Here is a 20,372-nt window from a genome sequence, read left to right as displayed (position 1 = left end):
CGTCGGGCACGACCACGGCCGGGCGTCGTCACCTGGAAACCGGGTGCACACGGCGCTTTCGTGCCGGATCATGGCCGCATGTCTGCGAACCCACACGACGCTCTGCCGATCCGGCTCAACGTCGACGACAGCGACTCGCCGTCCGACGTCGTCGACGCGCTGTTCCTCGGCCGCTTCGCGACGGGCGAGCAGCCGTACTCGCACGCGGCGAACATCGACCGCGTACGGTCCGGGGCGACGCTGCTGCCGCCGGGCGCCCGGGTGCTGCGCGCCGCCCGTGACGACGACCGCAGCGCGACGCTGGCGGAGGGCGACGGCTGGACCCTGCTGATCTCCCGCTGGAACCGCGGCGCCGACGTCACGGTGACCGCGACCAGCGAGGAGCTGGCGGCGCGGGTGCTGGGCGAGGCGACGGACGGCGCGGTGGACGAGCCCGAGCCGCAGCCGGAGAACGTGACCATGGGCTTCTGGTACGTCTCCCCCAGGCGCGGCCCGCACCGCACGACCCGGCAGATCTCGGCGGGCACCTGGGACGAGGTGCGGGACAACTACACCGGGCCGGTCGCGGACGCGATGGACCGGCTGATGAAGACCACCCCGGAGGACATCGCGGGCCGTCTGCTCCTGCTGCACGGCCCGCCGGGCACCGGCAAGACGTCGGCGCTGCGCACGCTGGCCCGCTCCTGGCGGGACTGGTGCCAGGTGGACTGTGTCCTGGATCCGGAGCGCCTGTTCAGCGACGTCGGCTATCTCATGGACATCGCGATCGGCGAGGAGGACTCGACCGGCAAGGGTCGCTGGCGGCTGCTGCTCCTGGAGGACTGCGACGAGCTGATCCGCGGCGAGGCGAAGCACACGGCCGGGCAGGCGCTGTCGCGGCTGCTCAACCTGACGGACGGCCTGCTCGGCCAGGGCCGCAACGTCCTGGTCGGTGTGACGACCAACGAGGACCTGGAGCGTCTCCACCCCGCCGTCGTCCGCCCCGGCCGTTGTCTGGCCCGTATCGAGGTGGGGCCGCTGACGCGCCGGGAGGCCGTGGGCTGGCTGGGCACCGAGGAGGGGGTCGGCCGGGAGGGGGCGACCCTGGCGGAGCTGTACGCGCTGAAGCGGGGGACGTCTCCGACGTCGCTGCCGGAGCCTCGGGAAGGGGCGGACGCGGGGCTGTATCTGTAGGGGCGCCCCGGTGGTGCGGGGTGCTTTGATGGACGTATGACCCTGTTCGTCGGGACGTCGGGGTGGCAGTACCGGGACTGGCGGGACGTGTTGTACCCGCCGGACGTCCCCATCCGGCTGTGGCTTGAGGAGTACACGGCACACTTCGCCACGGTCGAGATCAACAACGCCTTCTACCGCCTGCCGACGCGGGAGAACTTCGAGGCGTGGCGGGACCGGGTGCCGGGTGACTTCGTGGTCGCGGTGAAGGCGAGCCGCTACCTGACCCACATCAAGCGGCTACGGGATCCCGAGGAACCGGTGACGCGCCTGATGACCCACGCGGAGGGGCTGGGCGCCCGGCTGGGCCCGGTCCTGCTGCAACTCCCGCCTACGCTGCGGGCGGATGCCGGGCTGCTGGACGCCTGTCTGGCGTGCTTCCCGGCGTCGGCGCGGGTCGCGGTCGAGCCCCGGCACGACAGCTGGTGGACACCGGAGATCCGCGAGGTCCTGGAGTCCCGGGGCGCCGCCCTGTGCTGGGCCGACGCCGAGTCCCGCCCCGTGACCCCGCTGTGGCGCACCGCCGACTGGGGCTACATCCGCTTCCACGAGGGCCGAGCCCGACGCTGGCCGCACTACGGCCGCCAGGCCCTGGACACCTGGGCCCACCGCATCGCCGACACGTGGTCCGCCGACGACGACGTGTACGCGTACTTCAACAACGACCCGACGGGCGCGGCGGTGGAGGACGCGATGACGTTCGCGCGGGCGGCGAGGGCGGGCGGCCTGCGACCGACTCGCACGCCGAAGCACCTGGCGCATGCCTAAAGGCTGTTGCAGAACGACGATCACAGTAGGATCCGGCCACCCGCGGCAAGATCAACTGCCCGATTGTGCGCCGATTTCCTCCGTCCTGACGGGGCCTTCGAAGCAGCTTTCTGGAGATCGGTCCGAGTTCTGCAACACGCTTTAGGGCCGGTCGCCCCGCAACGCTTCCGTCAGCAACCCGCTCCGTTGCCCTCCGCCGCGACGCCCCGCTCAGCCCCCGCAACGTCGCTCTCCGCCGCGACGCTTCCGTCAGCAACCCGCTCCGTTGCCCTCCGCCGCAACGCCCCGCTCAGCCCCCGCAACGTCGCTCTCCGCCGCGACGCTTCCGTCAGCAACCCGCTCCGTTGCCCTCCGCCGCGACGCCCCGTTCAGCTCCGCCCCATCACTCTCCGCCGCAACGCCCCCCTCAGCCCCGCCCCATCACCCTCCGCCGCAACGCCCCCCTCAGCCCCGCCCCATCACCCTCCGCCGCAACGCCCCCCTCAGCCCCGCCCCATTACTCTCCGCCGCAACGGCGAGCAGCCGTGACGGCGGAATCCGGCGGTGTCGATCCCCGCCCAGCCCTCCTCGCAGCGATCCCAGCTCAGCGCTCCCCCTGAGCCGCCCGCAGGGCATCCCGCACGGCTGCGAGTGCCGTCTTCTCGTCCTGACCCAGCTGTCGGGCCCGCTCCGCGTACACCTGCGCGGCTGCCGCCAGCTCACGCTCCGCGGCCGAGCCGGCGGCAGCCACGAACGTGCCGTTGCGCCCCCGCGTCTCGATCACCCCGTCGCTCTCCAGCGCCCGGTACGCCTTGGCGACCGTGTTGGCCGCCAGCCCCAGCGACTCGGCCAGCCCCCGCACGGTCGGCAGCCGGTAGCCCACCGGCAGCACCCCCGATCGCGCCTGCTCGGAGATCTGGGCCCGTACCTGCTCGTACGGTGCGGCACTGTCGTCGATGCGGATCTTCAAAGTCACGCAGCGATTGTCCCGTACCCCGCGGAAAATGAGAGGCACCGTGGCGCATCTCCCCCGTAGCGTGCGCCGCGATGACTATTACCGTGCGCCCTCTGCGTCCCGACGTCCGAGCCGACATCGAGGGCTTCTCCCACGTCCGCCACCTCGCCCTGCCCTTCATGGTGGGGACCCCGGACGCCGTCGCCTACGACGTCACACACATCCACCCCGACGCCCGGTACCGCCCGCTCGTCGCGGAGGAGGACGGCGAGGTGATCGGCACCGCCCAGGTCGGGCTCGTCCACGACAGCCCGGAGCCCGGCCAGGGCTACGTCAACGTGTACGTCCACCCGGAGCGCACCGGCCGCGGCGCCGGCACACTGCTGGTCCGCACCGCCGAGGAATACCTCGCCGAGCGGGGAGCGACCAGGCTGTTCGCGTGGATCCTCGACGCACCGGGCAACCGCGCCTTCGCCGAGCGGCACGGCTACCGCGCGGGCCGCTCGGCGCACTTCCTCCGGCTGGACCTGGCGGGCGGCACGCTGCCCCCGGTCCAGGCCCCGCCCCCGGGCGTCGAGTTGCGCACGGCAGCCGACTTCGCGGACGATCCACGCCCGCTGTTCGAGCTGGACGCGGAGACGGCGTCGGACGAACCGAGCGACGTCACCTACGAGTTCACGGATTACGAGGCCTGGCTGGAGGAGACCTGGAACCACCCTCTCCTCAGCCGTGAGCTGACGTCCGTCGCGGTCGTCGACGGCCGTCCCGCGGCCTTCAGCCTGGCCCGTACGGACGGCGCCACCCGGTACACCAACGCCATGACCGGCACCGCCCGCGCTTTCCGCGGCCGAGGCCTGGCCAAACTCGCCAAGAACGACTCCCTGCACCGCGCACGCGCCGCCGGTCTCACGGAGGCGTTCACGGGCAACGACACCGGCAACGGCCCGATGCTCGCGATCAACAAGTGGTTCGGCTACGAGATCTGCGCGACGGAGGTCCGCCATGTCCGCGAACTCGGCTGAACGGACACGCCCGCTGGACGTGGTCCTCGTCAAGGGCGGCCGTACGAAGATCCGTTACGCGGCCGAGCTGGTCGCCGACGACGGCACCCGGATCGCCGTCCGAGCCCCCTGGTCCGGCGCCGGGGTCCGTGACTTCGGCTTCGTGCGGTTCGAGCCGGGCGATGTCTTCACCGAGTACTACTGGCGCGACCGCTGGTACGCCGTGAAGGAGGTCCGCGACAGCGCGGGCGCCCTCAAGGGCTGGTACTGCGACATCACCCGCCCGGCCACGCTGTCCGGCGCCGAGCTGGTCGTCGAGGACCTCGACCTGGACCTGTGGCGGTCCGCCGACGGCACGGACGTACGCCGTCTCGACGAGGACGAGTTCGCCGAGAGCGGCCTGGCGGAGTCGGACCCCGAGGCCGCCGCCGCGGCGTTGGCGGCCCTGGACGAGCTGGAGGCGCTCGCCGGCGCGGAGGGCGGCCTGGAGTCCTTGCTCGCCTAGAGAGCCCCGGCCTGGACCTCCGCCACCACGGCATACCGCTCGTCGTCCACGGCCTTCCCCCAGAGCAGCTCGTCGTCCGACAGCCGGTCCACGCGCACGTGGGCGGCGAGCGGGGCGAGCAGGCCGGTGAGCCGGTCCGCCGGTATGCCGACGGGGCTGACCGTCCCCCACACGCCCTCGACCAGCACCAGCCGTCCCCCGGGTCGCAGCAGCCCCACCCAGTGCCGCAGCACGCGCGCCGGGTCGGGCAGCGTCCACAGGACATGCCGTACGAGGACGACGTCGTACCGCTCCTCCCCGACCGGCGGCGCCGCCGCGTCACCGACGAGGAACGCCGCGTCACGTCCGGCGAGCTTGGCGCGGGCGAGGTCCACCATCGCCGGGGAGCGGTCCACGCCCGTGACCCGGTGTCCCTGTTCGGCCGCGAGCAGCGACAGGCTGCCGGTGCCGCAGCCGAGGTCGAGCACGTCGGACGCGCGCCCGGGCAGCCACGAGCGCAGCCGGGAGGCCCAGGCCTGGCGCACCTCGGGGTCGCGCAGGCCATGGTCCGGTTCGTCGTCGAAGGAGGGGGCGGCGGCGTCCCAGTCCAGGTCCGCCCCTGTGAGGGCGTGTTCACCGTTCGTCATGCGCCAAGAGTGACACCCGCCACTGACAGTCGAATGGTGACAGCCGCCACTGACAGGGCCGGCGGCGATGAGGAACTCTCCCCGAAAGGGTCTACCTCCCATATGAACGAGGAACTCGGTGGACCCCGAAGGAGGCAGCCATGCGCCGTATGACCGTGCAGAAGCCCCTGAAGAGGAAGACGGACGCCCGCCGGGTCCGGGAGGAGGCCGACGAGAGCCCCTCGGGACGACCGGAGGTCCGCAAGGACATCGCACGCACCTGGTGGCCGGACGGCTGAGACGCCCTGCCGGCCGCAGACAACGAAAACGCACACAACGCAAACGCGTCAGGTCAGCCGCTTGCGGTAGTGGATGCGGTCGTACGGCCCGTCCACCCGACGCTCGACGACCTCATAGCCGTACTTCGGGTAGATCTTCTGGTTCTCCCACATCTTCGCGTTCGTCAGAAGCCTGACCTCGGGCAGGCCGAGCGCACGCGCGCGTGCGTCCACGAAGTGCAGCAGCCGTCGCCCCACGCCCGTGCCGTGCGCGTCGGGGTGGACGGCGATGCTGTCGAGGTACAGATGGTCGACGTACGCCTCGATCACCACGAGGCCGATCACCGGATCACCCGTCACGAACACCTTCCCCGCGGCCACGTCCGCCGCGTGGTCCGCCTCCATGGGCACGGGCACCAGGCCGATGCGCTCGATGTAGGGCGTGTAGGCCGCGTCGGTCACGGCCCTCACCACGGGTACGTCGGCGGCCGTCGCGGGCCGGATCTCCTCGCTCGTCATGACACGAACGCTAGCTACCTGATCCCAGTCCGAACACTCCCTTAAGGCGACCCTAAAGATCGCCATCACCCGCCTTCAGCAGGCGATTCCGCGGTTTCCTCGGGCTAGTTTCTGATCGCCCCCACGGGATTCACCCCACGTGTCAGAACCCCCCTGAGGAGATCTTCCATGCCCGCACGCCGCAAGGCCGCCGCCGTCGCCGCGCTCGGCCTGACCCCGCTCGCCCTGACCGCCCTCGCCGCCGCCCCCGCCGCGGCGCACGGTTCGATGGGCGACCCGGTCAGCCGGGTCTCGCAGTGCTACGCGGAGGGTCCGGAGAGCCCGAAGTCCGACGCGTGCAAGGCGGCGGTCTCGGCGGGCGGGGCGCAGGCCCTGTACGACTGGAACGGCATACGCATCGGCGACGCGGCCGGCCGGCACCAGGAGCTCATCCCGGACGGCAAGCTGTGCAGCGCGAACAGCGAGGAGTTCAAGGGCCTCGACCAAGCCCGCGCCGACTGGCCGGCGACGCGCGTGAGCAGCGGGTCGTACACCTTCAAGTACCGCGTGACCGCCCCGCACAAGGGCACCTTCAAGGTCTACGTCACCAAGCCTGGCTACGACCCCGCGAAGCCACTGGCCTGGGACGACCTGGACCTGGCGAACCCGGTGGCGACGGCCACCGACCCGGCGGCCTCGGGCGGCTTCTACACGTTCTCCGGCACCCTGCCCCAGCGCTCGGGCAAGCACCTGCTGTACGCGGTCTGGCAGCGCTCCGACAGCCCGGAGGCGTTCTACTCCTGCTCGGACGTCGCCTTCGGCGGCGGCAGTGGCGGAAACGGGGGCGGCACCGGCACGGGCGGCTCAGGCCACTCCGGCGGCGGGGCCGCGCCCGCCCCGAGCGCCTCCGCGCCCTCCGAGGAGCAGATCGAGGCCGGTGCCGACCAGTCGACGGTCGAGCACCACGGCCACGGCGACCAGGACGCCAGTACGTCGGCGGAGCCGGCCGCGGCGGCCGAGGAGGCTCAGCCCGCGGCCCCGGCCAACCGGCCGAAGGCGGCCGGTGCGAGCGAGAACCTCGCCGAGACCGGCGGGGACGGCAGCACGCCGTATCTCGCGATGGGCGGCGCGGCCACCCTGGCGCTCGGTTCGGCGGTCCTGTTCGCATCGGTGCGCAGGCGCGCGGCCGGCGGCGCTCGCCACGGCCGCTGACACCAAGGCTCCGGGGTCTGACCGGCGGCTCAGGCCGGTCAGACCCCGGCGGTGTGTCCAGCATCCACGGACTCAGGTGCTCACGTGCTCACGTGCTCACGTGCTCACGTGCTCAACTGATCCCGGACGCACAGGTGGTGGGGCTGGCGTGGGCCGGGTCGAGCGCGTTGGCCACCTCGTGGAAGGCGATCCGGTCGGTCAGGCCCAGGAACGCGTGCTCGGATATGTCGACCGCGCACAGGTCCTGGATCAGCACGTTCTTCACATCGGGCCCGGTCAGGAACTGGGTCCGGTACGGCGTGACCACCTCGTCGTACTTGGTGGCGATGACCGTGTAGCGGACGCCGGAAACGGTGTCTCCGCCCGCGTTGAGTTTGTTCATGAAGTCGGATCCGGCGACCTGCTGGGCGAGGGCGGGGGTGGCGCTGCTGAGCAGGTCCTCCGCGCCGGGGAAGTACGGCAGCAGGTTGGCGAGCCCGGACAGCGTGGTGCCGTGGTTGTTGGGCGCGATGCCGACGAGGGCGTTCACCTTGGCGGCACCGCCGAGGAACTTGACGTAGTAGCGGGGCATCATGCCGCCCTGCGAGTGACCGACGAGGTCGGCCTCGGCGGCGCCGGTCGCGGCGAGCACCTTGTCGACATAGGCGGAGAGCTGCTCGGCCGACTTGTCGATGGGGCCGAGCGCGTGGAAGAACGGCACGCCCGGCAGTTGGCCGTAGTCGAGGGAGAAGACGCAGTAGCCGCGGCCCTTCAGGTAGGGCGCGAGTCCCAGCCAGTTGTCGACGGAGTTCCCGAGGGTGCCGTGCACGAGGACGACGGGGCGGGGATGGGCGGCGGACGGCTTGCAGGAGTAGTCGTTCCAGCCACTGCTCGAAGTCGCGGCCGCGTCGGCCGCCTGGGCGGTGGTGGCGGGAACGACGGCGACCGCGGTGGTCAGCAGCAGCGCGGCCAGAGGTCTGAGCACTCGTTTCCAGGGCAGCATCGGGTGATCTCCTTGCGGCTCAAGGGAGGTACGACGGCCTTACGCCCTGTGATCCGGATCACGGGATGCTGTTCACTCGTCAAGTTACGGGCGAGTAGTAGAGGTGTGAAGTTACGCGTCAGTAAAAACTTCCAGTGATAGTCAGGGGCGGTTCACAACCACCGATGAACCATCACCAGGCAGGCCTGATGGGCCCATAGGGCGCGATGCGGACCAATTGCCCGAGCAGCGCCCGCACTTCGACCTCACCGAGCACGTCGCCCCACCCCCGCACGACCTCCGCCGCCGCCTCCTCGGCCGCACGGGTACAGGCCCACCCCTGCTCGGTCAGCACGACCAGCCGCGCCCGCGCGTCATCGGGATGCGGCCGCCGCTCGGCATACCCCTTGCGTACGATCTCGTCGACGAGCTGACTCGCCGCCTGCTTGGTCACCCCGAGATGAACGGCGAGGTCGGTGACCGTCGCACCGCTCGGAGCGAGCCGCGCGAACGCGAAACCATGCGCGGGCCGCACCCCCTCGAAGCCCCGGGCGACCACGCCGTCATTGATGCGTTGCGTGAGCTCACCGGCGACGGCGAGCAGGGCGGCGGACAGGGCCATGGCTTCGGAGTTCTGCACGCAGGCATTGAAACACCCTTGACGAATTGGTCAAGCAGCTTGACCATAGATACATATGGTCAATCTGCTTGACCATTTAGCTCCTGCACACCGCCCGCACACCACACAGGAGGCACCCATGCCCGTAATCCGCGCGTCCGAGGCCGTCACCCACGAGATCCATGGCGCCCGTTTCGTCTCGTACGCCACGCCCGACACCGGCAGCAAGGAGCTGTGCGCCTGGCGCGGCGAGATCCCGGCGGGGACCAAGGCGCCCGCGCACACCGTCAACCGCGAGGAGATCCTCCATCTGCTCGACGGCGAACTGCTGATCACACTCGACGGCCGCGCCGACCGGATCACGGCCGGCGACACCCTGATCATCAACCCCGGTGCCACCCTGACCGTCGAGAACCCGACCGAGCGCACCGCCGTCACCTGGGTCACCACATCCATCGGCCTGACGGCGGAGCTGGCCGACGGTACACGCATCGTGCCGCCGTGGGCCAACTGACCGATGACCAAAAGGAGTCAGGCGGCCAGCGACCCCGGCATCACCGCACGCGGCCCGAACTTCGCTCGCGCGCGGTCCGCGACCTCCTCGATACGGCGGGCCTTCTCGTCGAGCGGGTCGAAGCTGAGCTGGTAGGAGGCCTGCTCGGCGGGGTCGAGCCCCTCGACGCGCAGGGCGAGAGCCCGGACGCGGGCGCGCTGGAGGCCGAGGCCTTCGTACATGCCGTACGCCGCCCTGGTCAGCGCCGCCGAGTGGGCCGTCGGCTCCTTCAGGGTGCGGCTGCGGGTCGTCGAGGAGCGGTCGGCATAGCGGGCGGTGAGGGTCAGGGTGCGGCAGACCTTGTCCAGGGCGCGCAGCCGGGCGCCCAGTTCCTCGGCGGCCGAGAGCAGGGCGCGGCGGTGCCGGTCGGGGTCCAACTCGTCCCGGGTGAAGGGGCGTTCGGTGGCCAGCGAGCGCGACATGGCGTTCGGCACGACCCGGCCCCGGTCGATTCCGCTCGCCTTCTCGCGCAGCTCACGGCCCGTCTTCACGCCGACCAGCCGCTGGAGCGTGGACAGCGGCGCGGCGGCGACCAGACCCAGGCTGTCGAGACCGTACTCGCACAGGGTGCGGGCGGTCGCGGCGCCGACACCGGGCAGCGCGGCGACGGGCTTGCCGGCGAGGAACTCCGCGATGGCGTCCGGCTCCTCGGGCACCGCGCACGTCACCCCGGGCCGCGCGTCCCCCAGTGCCACGCGGGCCAGCATCGGCCCCGGCCCGGCGCCGATCACACAGTCGACCCCGTGGTGGGCGAGGGCGCGCACCCGGATCACCGACGCCAGCTCGACCGCGTCCCGCCCGAAGTACCGCTCGGCGCCCCGCAGATCGACCAGCGCCCCGTCCGGTGGCAGCGCCTGGACGACCGGCGTGAAGTCCTCCAGCAGTCCGAGCAGCCCGGGCAGGGCCGCCTCGCACATCGGCGGCAGCTGGAAACGTACGCAGAGGATGGTCATCCCGCACTCCCCGGACTCTGGTGCCACAACTTCCGTACCTGTGAAGGCTCTTGACCCGCCGGTCGTAGATCGGCCCACGGGTTGAGTTCGTATCCGGTGGGCATGTGGATTCGCCGGCCGCGCGCCGGATCCCCGCCGTCCCCCGTCGGCTCAGGCGCCGCCACCGGTTCGGCCAGCCGCGCCGCCACCTCGTCCAGCCCGCCTTCGGCGCGCAGCTCGACCAGCTCGGCGAGGTTCCAGGCGGCGGAGCCCACCACACTCAGGCTGCGCGGCCCGCGCCGCTGCACGACCCCACGCACCAGCAGCAGCCAGGAGTGGAAGACGGTGTGGGCGCACGCGTCGTGCGAGTCGTCGAAGAAGGCGAGATCCACCAGGCCCGTCCCGTCGTCCAGCGTGCTGAAGATGACCCGCTTGCCGGACCGGATCGGCGGCGTCTGAGTGGCTGCCTTGGCCCCCGCGACCAGCACGGTCTCCCCGTGCCGCGCCTCCCGCAGCCGCCGCGCCGAGACGACGCCCAACTCGTCGAGGAACGCCCGGTGGTCGTCCATCAGATTCCGCGAGGCATCCATCGACAGCACCCCCAGCTCGGCGCTGAGCCGCTCCGCCGAGGTGAGGTCGGGCAGCCCGGCCCCGGCCGTCTTCCGCCCGCCGGCCAGCGGGAGCTGTCCCCCGCCGCCGCCCTTGCCCCGGGCGCCCCGGTGCAGTTCGGTCAGATGCAGTTGCAGATCACGCCGATTGGACCCGAAGGCGTCCAGCGCACCGACCTGCGCAAGCCGCCCAGCGAGCGGACGACTGGGCCGGCCCCGCTCCCAGAAGTCGAGCAGCGAGGCGTACGGCTGCCCGTCCGCGATCCGAGCCGCCTCGGCCTCACTGATGCCATGCACGTCGGAGAGGGCGAGCCGCAGCCCCCAAGTCTCCTTCGAACCCGCAGATTCAGACACCAGTTCGATCCGATGTGCGACCCCCGACACATTCACGTCCAACGGCAGGATCGGCACCCCACGCCGCCGCGCGTCCGCCAGCAGCAGCCGCTTCGGATACATCCCGGGGTCATGCGTGAGCAGCCCGGCGTAGAAGGCGGCCGGGTGATGGGCCTTCAGCCAGGCCGACTGATAGGTCGGCACGGCGAAGGCGACCGCGTGCGCCTTGCAGAAGCCGTACGACCCGAAGGCCTCGATGATCTCCCAGGTCCGCCGAACGGTCTCCGCGTCATATCCGTTGGCCGCCGCGTGCTGCGCGAACCACACCCGGATCCGCCCCTGCGACTCGGGGTCGGACAACCCGCGCCGCACCCGGTCGGCCTCGCCCCGCCCGCAGCCGGTCATGATGTGCACGATGTCGATGATCTGCTCATGGAAGACGACGACCCCGTACGTCTCCCGCAGCGGCTCCTGAAGATCCTCGTGCGGATACCGCACCGGCGCCCGCCCGTGCCGTGCCTCGATGAACGGCCGCACCATGTCGGCGGCGACCGGGCCGGGCCGGAAGAGCGAGATGTCGACGACGAGATCGTGGAAGGTGGCCGGCTGGAGCCGCCCGATCAGGTCCCGCTGCCCCGGCGACTCGATCTGGAAGCACCCCAGGGTCTCAGCGGAACGAATGAGCCGATACGTCTCCGGATCGCCGTCCCCCCGCTCGAAGTCGAGGGCGTCCAGATCGACCCGCTCGCCCGTGACCCGCTCCACCTCCGCGACCGCGTGCGCCATCGCCGACTGCATCCGCACGCCCAGCACGTCGAGCTTGAGCAGCCCGAGGTCCTCGACGTCGTCCTTGTCGAACTGCGACATGGGGAAGCCCTCGCCGCTGGTCGGCATGACGGGCGTACGGGAAAGCAGCGAGGCGTCGGACAGGAGCACCCCGCACGGATGCATGGCGATGCCACGCGGCAGCGCGTCGAGCGCCTCGACCAGCTCCCACAACTTGCCGTACTTCTCCCGCTCCCCCGCCAGTTTCCGCAGCTCGGGCAGTTCCTCCAGCGCCGCCCGGGCGTCGCGCGCGCGGATGTGCGGGAAGGACTTGGCGATGCGGTCGATGTCGGCGGGGTCCATGGACAGGGCGGCACCCACGTCCCGGACGGCGTGCCGCACCCGATAGGTCTCCGGCATCGAGACGGTCGCGACCCTCTCGGTCCCGAACCGGTCGATGATCGCGCGATAGACCTCAAGCCGCCGCGCGGACTCCACGTCGATGTCGATATCGGGCAGCACCAGCCGCCGCTTGGACAGGAAGCGCTCCATCAGCAGCCCGTGCTCCACGGGATCGGCGTGCGCGATACCGAGCAGATGGTTGACGAGCGACCCCGCACCGGAGCCGCGCGCGGCCACCCGGATCCCCATCTCCCTTACGTCATCGACGACTTGAGCAACCGTCAGGAAGTACGAGGCGAACCCGTGGTGGGCGATGATGTCCAGCTCCTGGTGCAGCCGTTCCCAGTACGCCCGCTGCCCGTCGTGGCCGCGCAGCACCATGCCCGCCACCGCCCGCGAGGCGAGCGCCCGCTGGGCGGTGCGCCGCCCGGCACCGACGAGATACGGCTCGGGAAAGTGGACGCTGCCGATCCCCAGATCGTCCTCGGGATCGACCAGGCATTCGGCGGCCGTCGCCCGGGTCTGCTCCAGCAGCCGGTACGCGGTGTCGCGCCGGAAGCCGGCGGCCTCGACGACCCGCTCCGCCACCCCGAGCATGTCGTCCGCACCCTTGAGCCAGGCCTCGCCGGAGTCCAGTTCCTTGGTGGAGTCGATGGGCACGAGCCGCCGCGCGGAGTCCAGCACATCGGCGACCGGCCCAAGGCCCGGGTCGGCGTACCGGACGGCGTTGCTCAGCACGGGCCGCACCCGCTGCTCGGCGGCGAAGCCGACGGTACGGGCGGCCAGGCGCAGCGAGCCCGGGCCGGTGCCCTTGCGCCCGTGCCAGACGGCCTCCAGCCGCAGGGAGTCGCCGTAGACCTCCCGCCAGGGCACCAGCAGCCGGGCCGCCCGATCAGGACGACCGGCGGCGAGCGCACGCCCGACATCGGACTCGGTACCGAGCAGGACGGTCAGCCCGTCCCCCCGGTTGTCGCCCCGGGGCAACACCGGCGGCCCCTCTCCGCCGCGCCCCTCCTCACCGCGCCCGTCTCCACCATGCGAGGCAGAAACGATTCGGCACAGATCACCCCACCCATGGGCCCCGTCCCGGGCGATAAAGGTGACCCGGCACATGGACTCATCGACAAAGGCACCCCCGCGCACGGGCACCCGCCGCCGCCCCGGAGTCTCACCCGCCCCCACGGCCTCGAACTCCGCCACGGCGAGCTCCACACCGAACAACGGCCGCACCCCCGCCGCCGCACAGGCCTTGGCGAAACGAACCGCACCCCCGAGCGTGTCGCGATCAGTGAGCGCCAGGGCATCCATGCCCCGCTCGGAGGCACGCTCGGCCAGCCGCTCCGGGTGCGAGGCGCCGTACCTCAAGGAGAACCCGGAGGCGGTGTGCAGATGCGTGAACCCCGGCACACGCACCTCCCGCACTCATGCGTCCGGGCCGGAACCCCGACCATCGAACACTAGTTCCCACTTCTCCCACCCCCACCATAGACCATCTCCAGCCCATTTCTCGAACACTCGTACGACATCCGTTCGGCCGCCTCCCACCTGCACAAACGCCCGGAGCCCCGGACCGTGGGGGCATGACGCAGACCACCGGCGCCGACACTCCCCACAGCCCCTTCATGGCCGAGGTGAAAGACGCCGTCACCCCACGAGCCACGCTGCTCATGATCGGCACGGTGGCCCTCGCCCTGCTCTTCATCACCTCCTATGTGGGCGCGCTCCACGACCCGAAGCCCAAGGACGTGCCCTTCGGAGTGGTGGCCCCCCAGGCGGCCGCCCAGCAAGCGGTGACCCGACTGGAAAACCTCCCCGGCGACCCCCTGAACCCCCGCTCGCTGCCCAACCCGGCAACGGCCCGCGCCCAGATCCTGAACCGAGAGATCGACGGCGCCCTGTTGATCGACCCGGCAAGCACCACCGACACCCTCCTGGTCACCACCGGAGGCGGAAGAGTGCTGGCCACGACCCTGGAGAACCTCGTCACCGCGCTGGAGAAGTCCGAGGCCCGCACCCTCCGCACCCTCGACGTGGCCCCCGCCGACCCACACGACGCCAACGGACTCACGTCCTTCTACCTGACCGTGGGCTGGTGCGTGGGCGGCTACCTCTGCGCATCGATCATGACGATCAGCTCGGGCGCCCGCCGCCCCACCCCGAGACGCTCGGTGATCCGCCTCATCGCCATGGCCGTGGTCGCCATCGTCGGCGGCCTGGGCGGCGCCCTGATCGTCGGCCCCATCCTGGGCGCCCTGCCAGGCAGCATCGCCGCCCTCTGGGGCCTGGGCGCCCTGATCATCTTCGCGGTGGGCGCGGCCACCCTCGCCTTCCAGGCCGTCTTCGGCCTCGCCGGCATCGGCCTGGTCATCCTGATCATCGTCATCCTGGGCAACCCCAGCGCAGGCGGCGCCCTCCCGCCCCCACTGCTCCCACCGTTCTGGCGAGACATCGGCCCAGCCCTGCCCCCAGGCGCGGGCACCTGGGCAACCCGCTCGATCGCCTACTTCAACGGCAACGACATGACCGCCTCCCTACTGACCCTCTCAGCATGGGCAGCAGCAGGAACCGCGATCACACTCCTGGCGGCGACCCTACGAGGCAGGGAGCCCAAAGCACCGTAGGAAGCAAACGCACCGGGTGAAGCGAACCCGCACCCGCGTACGGCGGGAAGGGGACGTGCCGAGGGGTGTCCGCCCGCAGCGGCGGGCGTCAAGAAACAGCACCTCTTGAGAAGAGCAACCGCCCGACCGAGGACGGACACCCCCCGGCGCGGCCCCGACCCACAACGCAACCCAAGGCGCTACACGCACCCCCACCGAACAGCAACGGGCCGCCGCAGGCATATCGGCCCACCCGCCGAAGGCACACGCAAAGTCCCGCCCCCCACAACCCGGGACGGGACTCCGCAATGCGCCAAACGTGTCAGCCGATCTCGGTACCCGTGGCAGACAGCGCCTCGGTCACCGGCTGGAAGAAGGTCTCCCCACCGGAGGTGCAGTCACCGCTGCCACCGGAGGTGAGCCCAACCGCCTTGTCGCCGGAGAACAGCGAACCACCACTGTCACCGGGCTCGGCGCAGACGTCGGTCTGGATCAGCCCGTTGACGATGTCACCGTTGCCGTAGTTCACGGTGGCGTCCAGGCCGGTCACCTTGCCCTCGTGCACCTGGGTGGTGGACCCGCTACGGGTGACCGCCATACCCACGGTGGCGTCGGCGGCACCGCTGATCGCCTGCGAGGACCCGTTGTAGAGGTTGACCTCGCTCGGGTGGTCGACCTCAGCCGTGTACTTGACCAGCCCGTAGTCGTTGTCCGGGAAGCTGGACGTCTCGTTCTTCCCGATCTCGGTCCCGCTGGAGTCCGACCAGGTGGAGATCGACTCCGTGCAGTGCCCGGCGGTCAGGAAGAACGGCTCGCCGCCCTTGACCACGTTGAAGCCGAGCGAGCAGCGCCCGGTGCCACCGGTGATCGCGTCACCACCGGCGATGAAGGGCTTGAACTCCCCCTTCGTCCGCTTCAGTTCCGCCGTGGCACCCAGCCCGTCGACCACCTTGCCGAGCTTGGCCCACTCGGCCTTGGACACCGTACGGTCGGCCGTCACGACAACCTTGTTGGTCGTCGGGTCCGTCATCCAGGAGGTGCCGGGAATGGTCGCGTCCTGCTTGAGCGTCGTACGGGCGCTCTTCAGCTCGGCGAGAGAGTTCTCGACGACTCTGGCCTTGGCGCCGGCCGCCTCGACGGCATCGGCGGCGGCCTCGTCGAGGACGTTCACCACAAGGTTCTTGGCCTGCGCGTCGTAGTAGGTACCCGCGGCATCGGCGCCGAGGTCCTTGGCGAGCGTAGAGGCGAGCTTTCCGGCCGCGCCGACCGAAAGGAGCTTCGGCGAGGACGCCTCAGGCGTCTCACTCGCGTTCGCAGACTGCAAAGTCACGCCCGCGGCCACCAGTGCGGCGATACCCGCACCTGCCAGGGCTGCACGCCGCTTGGGTATGCGTCGGTGCTTCAACTCACGTCCTCCTGTGGGGGGTCGGCCCGAGAGGTTGTGGGGACCTCGACGGACCGGAAGGCGTACGGCCACGGGGACGACTCACAACAAAAGCCGCACCCGCACCGGTTGAACAACTCTCACTATTCCTAGGTTCGAAGGGAGCACACAAGGTCGACTTCCGGACGCGCGTAGAACACCGCTGCGCGCCCCCGCCGACTTGACCGTGCACAGTCACACCCGCTCTCTTCGCACAGCAAACACCGCCAGCGAGCGAACCATAAGCAGCGTGTGAGGTCTACTCCTGTCTCAAATTCGCCCCTTCGGGGTCCGATTCCAAGCGGACTTCGAGCGGCGGACGTTCGCCCGTGACGCCCGCCCCTTTCTCAAGAAATCGCAACAATTCCACCGGAATCGGCAGCACCAAGGTGGAGTTCTTCTCGGCCGCCACCGCCATCACCGTCTGCAGCAGCCGCAACTGAAGGGCCGCCGGCGCATCGGACATCTGATGAGCGGCCTCGGCCAGTTTCTTCGAGGCCTGAAGCTCCGCGTCGGCGTTGATCACCCGCGCCCGCCGCTCCCGGTCGGCCTCCGCCTGCCGGGCCATCGACCGCTTCATGGTCTCGGGCAGCGACACATCCTTGATCTCCACCCGGTCGATCGTCACACCCCACTCGACCGCCGGGCTGTCGATCATCAACTCCAGCCCCTGGTTGAGCTTTTCGCGGTTGGACAGCAGATCGTCCAGCTCGCTCTTGCCGATGATGGACCTGAGCGAGGTCTGCGCCATCTGCGAGACCGCGAACCGGTAGTCCTGCACCCGCACGACCGCCTCGGCCGGCGAGGTCACCTTGAAGTAGACGACGGCGTCGACCCGCACGGTGACGTTGTCCCGTGTGATTCCCTCCTGCGCGGGCACGGGCATCGTCACGATCTGCATGTTCACCTTCTGCAGCCGGTCGAAGCCCGGAACGATCATCGTGAACCCGGGCCCGCGCACTTGCGGCCGGAGCCTCCCGAGGCGGAAGACCACGCCCCGTTCGTACTGCTTGACGACCCGCGCGGCCGCCGCGACGTACACCACTGCGGCGGACGCGAGCGCCACTCCCGCCACCACCAGCTCCTCGACCATCACCGACCCCCAGGGTCCGACGTGGGCGCGTTACAGGGGAGTCCTGCCTGTACTCCGACGGTAACCCCGCCTCACGACCAAGGGCGAGCCCCCGCACGGCAGTTGCGTGCGGGGGCTCGATGCTGCTGGCTGCGGTTCAGGCCATACTGAACGCGAGGTCCGGACGGACGTCAGTAGACGCTGACGCCGTACGCGCTGAGAGCCTCGGTGACCGGCTGGAAGAAGGTCGTGCCGCCGGAGGTGCAGTTGCCGCTGCCACCGGAGGTCAGACCGTAGGCGGTGCCGTTGCTGCCGTACAGCGAACCGCCGGAGTCGCCGGGCTCGGCGCAGACCGTGGTCTGGATCAGGCCGCCGACGACGTCGCCGCCACCGTAGTTGACGGTCGCGTTCAGGGCGGTGACCCGGCCGCTGTGCGTGCCGCTGGTGGAGCCGTCGCGGATGACGGTGGTGCCCACGCTCGGCGTGGCCGCGCGGGTGATGTCGACGCCGTTCGCGGTGCCGGGCCGGCTGACGGAACCGGAGTAACGCACGATGCCGTAGTCGTTGCCCGGGAAGCTGGACCCGGCGGTCGAACCGATGACGTTGGTGCGGCCGGAGTTGGAGTACCAGGTGCCCGCGCCGTCGGTGCAGTGACCGGCCGTCAGGAAGTACTGGTTGCCGCTGCTGTCCTGGACGTTGAAGCCGAGCGAGCAGCGCCAGCTACTCGCATAGATGGCGTCGCCGCCCTGGATGAACTTGCTGAACTTGCCGGGGGTGCGCTTGATCGTCAGCGCGTCGGCGTTGGCCCCGGCCTGCTGCTTGATCTTCGCGATCTCCGCCTGGGAGACCGTGCTGTCGGCGGTGACGACCACACGGTCGGTCTTGCTGTCGACGGCCCAGGCGGTGCCCGGGACGTCGGCCTTCAGCACGGAGGCGCCGGCGCTCTTGAGCTGGGCGGCGCTGAAGGTGGTGGGAGTGTCCGCTGCGTTCGCGTTGGGGATCGCGATCGCGGCTGCGGCCACGAGGCCGGTGGATACGGCGATCAGCCGGGTCCGTCTCGCAATGCCGCTGCGGGGAGTGGTGCGCTCGATCCTCACTTTTCGTTCCCTCCAGGGAAGCCGGGGGCCCGCGTGGGGTCGGGGCCCGTGAGGCGCAGTCAGTTGGCCGAACGCCTCCGGATTCCGAACACGCCGTGCCCCTGACAAGCGCTGAGGGGGAGTATTCGGCCGAAGGACGGGTAGCCGCAAGGGCGCCTTTCGGCCGTCAACATTTGAACGATCTGGGCTGATTGGTCACACCCGCCCCGGTCAGCGCTGCTCTCGACACGAGTCGTGCCCTGTCTCGGACCGCGGTCGAAGTCACGTGCCCCGCACGCCCCCTCGTGCATCAACACAACCAACCGACGCTCCCCGTACACCCCCCACACCCGGCCCGGACGGCTCCATCGGCATCGACTGTCCACCGGTTGTCCACGCCCCGGAGATGTCCGGAAGTCGCCGCCTTCCCGGACAGCCTCCATCGAGCCCCGGACGGCCCCTAGCAGCCGTCGCAGGGGCAGCAGCAGTCGCAGCCGTCACAGTCGCAGTCGCGGCAGCAACCCTCGCGCTTCTTGCGGGACCACGGGCCCTCGTACTCCTTGGCGCAGCACAGCTTGCAGGTGCAGCACAGCAGCCAGAACATCCCGCAGCCGGCCCAGAACCCACGCCGTCCCTTCGGCGGCTGGGGAGCCGCTCCGCCCCCGAACCCGCCGAAGTCGCCACCGCCGCCTCCACCGAAGCCACCGGCACCACCGCCGGGCGCGCCCCCGCCACCCGTGTACGGGTTCCCGCCGGCGTACGGATTCCCGCCACCCGCATACGGATTCTGCGGCGCCCCGTACGGCCCCTGCTGCGGCTGCTGTGGGGGGTACGGCTGCTGCCCGTAAGGCCCGGGCTGATGCGACGCGCACACCGGCACCGTGCCGAACACCCGGTCCACCGAGCGCCGCAGCTCGTGGACGAGCAGCAGGTGCGCCAGCTTGGCGTCCGCGCTGTGTCCTTCCGGGGAGCCCCCAGACCCCCAGGTCACCTCACGCAGCGCCAGCCGCACCCCGTGCACGGCGTCGTCGGCGAGCCGGCGGGCCTCGGCGAGTGAGGTCCCGGTAGCGGTGAGCGGGTTCCACGCACCCGACTCGGCGTCGGCGGCCCGGTCCTCCACCGCGTCCAGGAGATGTGCCAGCCGTCCGAAGAGGCGCCCGGCCTCGGCGAGCGGTTCGGCGTTGCCCGGTCGTCCGGCCAGGATCGCGGTGTGCGCGAAGGCGGCGGCGGTCGCCGTCTCGGTCGGCTCGGTCACGGCGAGGATCGGCGTCCCGATCCCGGCGAGCGCCTCGATGCCGATCTGCCGGTCCACGGCGTCCACGAGTACGGCGGTGTCGAACCCGACGGCCGAGCCGCTGCGGGCACCCGCCGCACCCCACCCCGCGGCCACCCGGCGCGCGGCGAGCGCCACCGGCCTGCGGGCCAGCAGCCCGTCGCCGTCGGCCACATGGTCCCGCACCTTGGCCGCGGCGAGCACCAGCGAGACGGCGCCGGCGAGACGGGCGCCCTCCCCCTGGGCGACGGACGCGGTGCGCATCCCGCGCAACGGGCACGGTCCCGCCGTACGCTGCAGCCCGCTGTCGCTCTCTGCCTGAGCCGCCGTCAGAACGGAGATGAGGAGTCCGTCATAGTTCGTAACGATTCGCGCGAGCTGACCGTGGTCCCCGCGCAACGAGAGGCAAAGCCCGCACAAATGCGCCATCCACTGCCCGGTGAGCTTCTCTCCGAGCCGATGGCGACATGGCCTGACGATTCCGAACACGACGCTCCCCCGAGGTTCTTAACGACGTTCCGACGACGCTGAGCTGCCGCATCGTACCGATCGGCGCATCGAGCGCCACGGTCGCGTCGTTCACCCGGACGCACTCCGCCTCACCCATACGCCGCGAAGAATCATATTTCACTCACAGTCAGCAGCCGTACGTGGCATGCCCCTTGGGGGACACGGGCTCTCGACGGATTCGCTGTGCACCAGTACCGTCACAAACCCCCCGCGCGGCGTCTATCCACTTGGC

The 20,372-nt window shown here is 70.8% G+C and carries 19 protein-coding genes; 8 read left to right on the top strand and 11 right to left on the bottom strand.

The window, feature by feature from the left end; all coding sequences use genetic code 11:
• Window positions 1-78 precede the first annotated feature (78 nt).
• Window positions 79-1,173: a DUF5925 domain-containing protein gene (locus POF73_RS18370; protein ID WP_272116546.1), complete on the top strand. Its 1,095-nt coding sequence runs from the start codon at window positions 79-81 to the stop codon at window positions 1,171-1,173.
• Between the two features lie 36 nt (window positions 1,174-1,209).
• The gene (locus POF73_RS18365) at window positions 1,210-1,980 is read left to right on the top strand and encodes a DUF72 domain-containing protein (protein WP_272116544.1); all 771 of its coding nucleotides are present in this window, start codon (window positions 1,210-1,212) and stop codon (window positions 1,978-1,980) included.
• A gap of 583 nt (window positions 1,981-2,563) precedes the next feature.
• On the opposite strand, the gene POF73_RS18360 is transcribed toward POF73_RS18365, so the two are convergent.
• The gene (locus tag POF73_RS18360; protein WP_272116541.1) at window positions 2,564-2,935 is read right to left on the bottom strand and encodes a GntR family transcriptional regulator; all 372 of its coding nucleotides are present in this window, start codon (window positions 2,933-2,935) and stop codon (window positions 2,564-2,566) included.
• A 71-nt stretch (window positions 2,936-3,006) separates the two neighbouring features.
• On the opposite strand from POF73_RS18360, the gene POF73_RS18355 reads away from it, so the two are divergent.
• Entirely contained in the window at window positions 3,007-3,936 is a 930-nt protein-coding gene (locus POF73_RS18355) for a GNAT family N-acetyltransferase (protein ID WP_272116539.1), read from the top strand.
• Complete coding sequence (locus POF73_RS18350; RefSeq protein WP_272116537.1) at window positions 3,917-4,420, top strand: DUF402 domain-containing protein; 504 nt, start codon at window positions 3,917-3,919, stop codon at window positions 4,418-4,420. Before POF73_RS18355 ends, POF73_RS18350 begins: the two co-directional genes overlap by 20 nt.
• On the opposite strand, the gene POF73_RS18345 is transcribed toward POF73_RS18350, so the two are convergent.
• On the bottom strand, window positions 4,417-5,046 hold the full coding sequence (locus tag POF73_RS18345) for a class I SAM-dependent methyltransferase (RefSeq protein WP_272116535.1): 630 nt from the start codon (window positions 5,044-5,046) through the stop codon (window positions 4,417-4,419). The genes POF73_RS18350 and POF73_RS18345 overlap by 4 nt on opposite strands.
• A 140-nt stretch (window positions 5,047-5,186) precedes the next feature.
• Here POF73_RS18345 and POF73_RS18340 point away from each other — a divergent pair, with 140 nt between their 5' ends.
• Window positions 5,187-5,324 (top strand): hypothetical protein, encoded by a 138-nt coding sequence (locus POF73_RS18340; RefSeq protein ID WP_272116533.1) that lies wholly within the window; start codon window positions 5,187-5,189, stop codon window positions 5,322-5,324.
• Between the two features lie 48 nt (window positions 5,325-5,372).
• Here the strand turns inward: POF73_RS18340 and POF73_RS18335 are convergent, their stop codons facing one another.
• Window positions 5,373-5,822, bottom strand: coding sequence for a GNAT family N-acetyltransferase (locus POF73_RS18335; RefSeq protein WP_272116531.1), 450 nt, complete (start codon window positions 5,820-5,822; stop codon window positions 5,373-5,375).
• A 168-nt stretch (window positions 5,823-5,990) separates the two neighbouring features.
• On the opposite strand from POF73_RS18335, the gene POF73_RS18330 reads away from it, so the two are divergent.
• Window positions 5,991-7,013 (top strand): lytic polysaccharide monooxygenase, encoded by a 1,023-nt coding sequence (locus tag POF73_RS18330; RefSeq protein ID WP_272116529.1) that lies wholly within the window; start codon window positions 5,991-5,993, stop codon window positions 7,011-7,013.
• Window positions 7,014-7,125: 112 nt separating this feature from the next.
• Here the strand turns inward: POF73_RS18330 and POF73_RS18325 are convergent, their stop codons facing one another.
• Both POF73_RS18325 and POF73_RS18320 read right to left on the bottom strand, forming a co-directional pair.
• Window positions 7,126-7,995, bottom strand: coding sequence for an esterase/lipase family protein (locus POF73_RS18325; protein WP_272116527.1), 870 nt, complete (start codon window positions 7,993-7,995; stop codon window positions 7,126-7,128).
• A gap of 172 nt (window positions 7,996-8,167) precedes the next feature.
• The gene (locus POF73_RS18320) at window positions 8,168-8,614 is read right to left on the bottom strand and encodes a MarR family winged helix-turn-helix transcriptional regulator (protein WP_272116525.1); all 447 of its coding nucleotides are present in this window, start codon (window positions 8,612-8,614) and stop codon (window positions 8,168-8,170) included.
• A 118-nt stretch (window positions 8,615-8,732) separates the two neighbouring features.
• Here POF73_RS18320 and POF73_RS18315 point away from each other — a divergent pair, with 118 nt between their 5' ends.
• Complete coding sequence (locus tag POF73_RS18315) at window positions 8,733-9,107, top strand: cupin domain-containing protein (RefSeq protein ID WP_272116523.1); 375 nt, start codon at window positions 8,733-8,735, stop codon at window positions 9,105-9,107.
• Window positions 9,108-9,124: 17 nt separating this feature from the next.
• Here POF73_RS18315 and POF73_RS18310 read toward each other — a convergent pair whose 3' ends face one another.
• Entirely contained in the window at window positions 9,125-10,099 is a 975-nt protein-coding gene (locus POF73_RS18310; RefSeq protein ID WP_272116521.1) for a DNA polymerase Y family protein, read from the bottom strand.
• Entirely contained in the window at window positions 10,096-13,593 is a 3,498-nt protein-coding gene (locus POF73_RS18305) for a DNA polymerase III subunit alpha (RefSeq protein WP_272116519.1), read from the bottom strand. The genes POF73_RS18310 and POF73_RS18305 overlap by 4 nt, the downstream gene beginning before the upstream one ends.
• Before the next feature lie 173 nt (window positions 13,594-13,766).
• Here POF73_RS18305 and POF73_RS18300 point away from each other — a divergent pair, with 173 nt between their 5' ends.
• Window positions 13,767-14,807: a DUF3533 domain-containing protein gene (locus tag POF73_RS18300; protein WP_272116517.1), complete on the top strand. Its 1,041-nt coding sequence runs from the start codon at window positions 13,767-13,769 to the stop codon at window positions 14,805-14,807.
• 301 nt (window positions 14,808-15,108) lie between these two features.
• On the opposite strand, the gene POF73_RS18295 is transcribed toward POF73_RS18300, so the two are convergent.
• From POF73_RS18295 to POF73_RS18280, 4 genes are all read right to left on the bottom strand, one after another.
• Window positions 15,109-16,191 carry a S1 family peptidase gene (locus tag POF73_RS18295; protein ID WP_272116514.1) on the bottom strand — a complete coding sequence of 361 codons (1,083 nt, stop codon included), beginning with the start codon at window positions 16,189-16,191 and terminating at the stop codon, window positions 15,109-15,111.
• Between the two features lie 277 nt (window positions 16,192-16,468).
• Entirely contained in the window at window positions 16,469-17,302 is an 834-nt protein-coding gene (locus POF73_RS18290) for a slipin family protein (protein WP_272116512.1), read from the bottom strand.
• 170 nt (window positions 17,303-17,472) lie between these two features.
• Window positions 17,473-18,378, bottom strand: coding sequence for a S1 family peptidase (locus POF73_RS18285; RefSeq protein WP_272116510.1), 906 nt, complete (start codon window positions 18,376-18,378; stop codon window positions 17,473-17,475).
• 439 nt (window positions 18,379-18,817) lie between these two features.
• Window positions 18,818-20,119: a DUF5685 family protein gene (locus POF73_RS18280; RefSeq protein ID WP_272116508.1), complete on the bottom strand. Its 1,302-nt coding sequence runs from the start codon at window positions 20,117-20,119 to the stop codon at window positions 18,818-18,820.
• Window positions 20,120-20,372 lie beyond the last annotated feature (253 nt).

The sequence above is a fragment of the Streptomyces sp. HD genome, from assembly GCF_028369295.1.
Lineage (GTDB): Bacteria > Actinomycetota > Actinomycetes > Streptomycetales > Streptomycetaceae > Streptomyces.
Note: the sequence above shows the minus strand (reverse complement) of the source record. Positions and strands in the feature narration are given on the sequence as shown.

Coding starts and splice junctions, on each gene's coding strand:
- POF73_RS18370 (WP_272116546.1), top strand. CDS start 79: ATGTCTGCGAACCCACACGACGCTCTGCCGATCCGGCTCAACGTCGAC.
- POF73_RS18365 (WP_272116544.1), top strand. CDS start 1,210: ATGACCCTGTTCGTCGGGACGTCGGGGTGGCAGTACCGGGACTGGCGG.
- POF73_RS18355 (WP_272116539.1), top strand. CDS start 3,007: ATGACTATTACCGTGCGCCCTCTGCGTCCCGACGTCCGAGCCGACATC.
- POF73_RS18350 (WP_272116537.1), top strand. CDS start 3,917: ATGTCCGCGAACTCGGCTGAACGGACACGCCCGCTGGACGTGGTCCTC.
- POF73_RS18345 (WP_272116535.1), bottom strand. CDS start 5,046: ATGACGAACGGTGAACACGCCCTCACAGGGGCGGACCTGGACTGGGAC.
- POF73_RS18340 (WP_272116533.1), top strand. CDS start 5,187: ATGCGCCGTATGACCGTGCAGAAGCCCCTGAAGAGGAAGACGGACGCC.
- POF73_RS18335 (WP_272116531.1), bottom strand. CDS start 5,822: ATGACGAGCGAGGAGATCCGGCCCGCGACGGCCGCCGACGTACCCGTG.
- POF73_RS18330 (WP_272116529.1), top strand. CDS start 5,991: ATGCCCGCACGCCGCAAGGCCGCCGCCGTCGCCGCGCTCGGCCTGACC.
- POF73_RS18325 (WP_272116527.1), bottom strand. CDS start 7,995: ATGCTGCCCTGGAAACGAGTGCTCAGACCTCTGGCCGCGCTGCTGCTG.
- POF73_RS18315 (WP_272116523.1), top strand. CDS start 8,733: ATGCCCGTAATCCGCGCGTCCGAGGCCGTCACCCACGAGATCCATGGC.
- POF73_RS18310 (WP_272116521.1), bottom strand. CDS start 10,099: ATGACCATCCTCTGCGTACGTTTCCAGCTGCCGCCGATGTGCGAGGCG.
- POF73_RS18300 (WP_272116517.1), top strand. CDS start 13,767: ATGACGCAGACCACCGGCGCCGACACTCCCCACAGCCCCTTCATGGCC.
- POF73_RS18290 (WP_272116512.1), bottom strand. CDS start 17,302: ATGGTCGAGGAGCTGGTGGTGGCGGGAGTGGCGCTCGCGTCCGCCGCA.